Source organism: Pseudomonas sp. WC1 (assembly GCF_050586565.1).
Lineage (GTDB): Bacteria > Pseudomonadota > Gammaproteobacteria > Pseudomonadales > Pseudomonadaceae > Aquipseudomonas.
In genome coordinates, this window is record NZ_JBOBDQ010000110.1 from 1 (window position 1) to 3,791 (window position 3,791).

Here is a 3,791-nt window from a genome sequence, read left to right on the forward strand (position 1 = left end):
GCGGCGTACATCATGTACACCTCCGGCTCCACCGGCACGCCGAAGGGCGTGCAGGTGCCGCACCGGGCCATCGTGCGCCTGGTGATCAACAACGGTTTTGCCGACTTCAACCACCAGGACCGCGTGGCCTTTGCCTCCAACCCAGCGTTCGACGCCAGCACGCTGGAAGTCTGGGCGCCGCTGCTCAACGGTGGCGCGGTGGTGGTGATCGACCAGGACCAGGTGCTGTCGCGCCAGGGCCTGTGCGAAACGCTGCTGGAGCAGGGCGTCACGGTGCTGTGGCTGACTGCCGGGCTGTTCCACCAGTTCGCCGACGACCTGCTGCCGGCGTTCCGTGGCCTGCGCTACCTGATGGTCGGTGGCGACGTGCTGGACCCGGCGGTGATCGCCCGGGTACTGCGTGACGGCGCGCCGCAACACCTGCTCAATGGCTACGGCCCGACCGAGGCCACCACCTTCAGCACCACCCACGAGATCACCGCGGTGGGCGAGGGCAGCATCCCGATCGGCAAACCGATCGGCAACAGCCGCTGCTACGTGCTCGATGCCCGCCAGCAACTGCTGCCGGTGGGGGCGGTGGGCGAGCTGTATATCGCCGGTGACGGCGTGGCCCTGGGTTACCTGGGCCAGCCGGAGCTGACGGCCGAGCGCTTCCTGCCGGATCCGTTCAATAGCGGCACGATGTACCGTAGTGGCGACCTGGTCAGTTGGCAGGCCGACGGCACCCTGCGTTACCTGGGCCGCGCCGACCAGCAGATCAAGCTGCGCGGTTTCCGCATCGAACTGGGTGAAATCGAGGCGTGCCTGGGCGAATGCCCGGGCGTGCGCGACGCGGCGGTGATCGTGCGCGAGGACGCGCCGGGGGACAAACGCCTGGTGGCGTACTTCACCGGCGAGGCCCCGGCCATCGGCGAACTGCACGAGCGCCTGCAAGGCGTGCTGCCGGACTACATGCTGCCGTCGGCTTATGTACGTCTGGACGCGTTGCCCCTGACCGCCAACGGCAAGCTCGACCGCCGCGCCTTGCCGCAGCCGGGCAGCGAGGCCGTGGTCAGCCGCGCCTTCGAGGCGCCGCAGGGCGAGGTGGAGACGGCACTGGCCGCGATCTGGGCCGAGGTGCTCAAGGTCGAGCAGGTCGGTCGCCACGATCACTTCTTCGAGCTGGGCGGCCACTCGCTGCTGGCGGTGAGCCTGGTCGAGCGCATGCGCAAGGCCGGCCTGGCTGCCGACGTGCGCGTGCTGTTCGCCCAGCCGACCCTGGCCGCGCTGGCGGCGGCGGTGGGCGCTGGACGAGAGGTGGCCGTGCCCGAGAACCGTGTCCCCCACGATGCGACCCGGATCACCCCAGAGATGCTCAGCCTGATCGAACTGGACCAAGCCAGCATCGACCGCATCGTCGCCAGCGTGCCGGGCGGCGCCGCCAACGTGCAGGAGATCTACCCGCTGGCACCGTTGCAGGCGGGCATCCTTTATCACCACCTGAGCGCCGAGCAGGGCGATCCGTACCTGCTGCAGTCGCGTCTGGCCTTTGACAGCCTCGAGCGCCTGCGTAGCTGGGCTGCGGCGTTGCAACAGGTCATCGACCGCCACGACATCCTGCGCACTTCGGTGGTCTGGGAAGGCCTGGCGGAGCCGGTGCAGGTGGTCTGGCGCCAGGCCAACCTGGCGCTCAGCGAAGTCACTGGCCTGGGTGAGGAGTCAGTGATCGAGCAGTTGCTGGCGCGTTTCGATGCCCGCCAGCAGCGTCTGGACCTGACCCGGGCACCCTTGCTGCGGCTGGTCTATGCCGAGGATCCGCGCCAGGGCGAGTGGGTGGCGCTGTTGCAGTTCCACCACCTGACCCTCGACCACGCCGCGATGGCCGTGGTCGGCGAGGAGATGCAGGTGCTGCTGGACGGGCGTGGCGCCACGCTGCCTGCCGCGGTGCCGTATCGCAATTATGTCGCCCAGGTCTGCCTGGGCGACGATCAGGCCAGCCATGAGGCGTTCTTCCGCGCCCAGTTGGGGGATGTCGAAGAACCGACCCTGCCCTTTGGCCTGGCCGATGTGCAGGGCGATGGCGGACGGGTCGAGCATGCCGCCCTGATGCTGCCTGACGCCCTGGCCCAAGGCCTGCGCGAGCAGGCCCGGCAGCGTGGCGTCAGCGCCGCGAGCCTGGTGCACCTGGCCTGGGCGCGGGTAGTGGGCGTGCTGGCAGGGCGTCGCGATGTGGTGTTCGGCACCGTATTGATGGGCCGCCTGCAAGCCGGCGAGGGCGCCGACCGCGCCCTGGGCATGTTCATCAACACCCTGCCACTGCGGGTGGACACCGCGCTGCCGGTGGAGCAGGCCGTGCGCGTCACTCATCAGCGCTTGTCGGCCCTGCTCGGTCACGAGCATGCGCCCTTGGCGCTGGCCCAGCGTTGCAGCGGCGTGGCGGCTTCGGCGCCGTTGTTCAGTGCCTTGCTCAACTACCGGCACAGCGCCGAGGCGGCCCGGGACGGTGAAGGTATCTGGCAGGGTGTGCGCCTGCTGGGCGGCGAGGAGCGCAGCAACTACCCGTTGACCCTGAGCGTCGATGACCTGGGCGAGGGTTTCTCGCTGAGCGTGCTGGCCGCCGAGGGATTGCCTGCGGCGCAGGTCGGCACGTGGATGGTCAATACGCTAGGCCAACTGTTGCAGGCGCTGGAGCGGGCGCCGGGCCAGGGACTCGATCATCTGCCGATGCTGGATGACGAGGCTATGCTCCAGGTGGTGGAGGGCTTCAACGCCACTGCCGTCAATTATCCGCAAGGGCACACCGTGCATGCGCTGGTCGAGGCCCAGGCGCCCGAGGCGCTGGCCGTGGTGCAGGGCGAGGTGAGCCTGAGCCATGGCGAGCTGAACCAGCGCGCCAATCGCCTGGCCCATTACCTGATCAAGCGTGGCGTGGCACTGGGCGACCGCGTGGCGCTGTGCCTGCCGCGCGGTCCGCAGCGGCTGGTGGCGATGCTGGCCGTGCTCAAGGCCGGCGCGGCCTATGTGCCGGTCGATCCGGGCTATCCGGCGGAGCGTATTGGCTATCTGCTCAGTGACAGTGCGCCGACGCTGGTGCTGGTCGAATCGAGCACTGAGTCGCTGGTGGGCGCGGTGGCCAAGGTGGCGCTGGATGGCGATGACTGGCTGGACCAGGCCGATGACAATCCGGTTGTCCAGGGCCTGGACGAGCATCAGCTGGCCTATGTGATCTACACCTCCGGTTCCACCGGCCAGCCCAAGGGGGTGATGGTCGAGCACCGCACCCTTGCCAACCTGGTCCACTGGCATTGCCAGGCCTTCGACCTGGGCGCCGGCAGCCACACCTCCAGCGTCGCCGGCTTCGGCTTCGACGCCATGGCCTGGGAGGCCTGGCCGGCGCTGTGCGCCGGGGCGGTGCTGCACCTGCCGCCGGCGCATATTGGCGGCGAACATGTCGACGAACTGCTCGACTGGTGGCTGCAGCAACCGCTGCAGGTCAGTTTCCTGCCGACGCCGGTGGCCGAGCAGGCGCTGCGCCGCGAACGCCAGCACCCGACCCTGCGCACCTTGCTGGTGGGCGGCGACCGCCTGCGCCAGTTCGACCGCGATCCGGGCTTCGTGCTGGTCAACAACTACGGCCCGACCGAGACCACGGTGGTCGCGACGTCCGGTCAACTTCAGCCGGGCGGCGCGCTGCATATCGGCAAGCCGACCGCCAATACCCGCGTCTATGTGCTGGATGCGCAGCGCCAGCCGGTGCCGGTCGGCGTGACCGGCGAGCTGTACATCGGTGGCGCGCAGGTCGCCCGCGGCTA

Annotated in this window: 1 protein-coding gene; it reads left to right on the top strand. The window is 69.3% G+C overall.

Annotation, left to right across the window (positions count from 1 at the left end; translation table 11 throughout):
* Window positions 1-3,791, top strand: a 3,791-nt coding sequence (locus tag ACQ4OD_RS26220) for an amino acid adenylation domain-containing protein (protein ID WP_430945209.1), incomplete at both ends; no start/stop codon positions are given.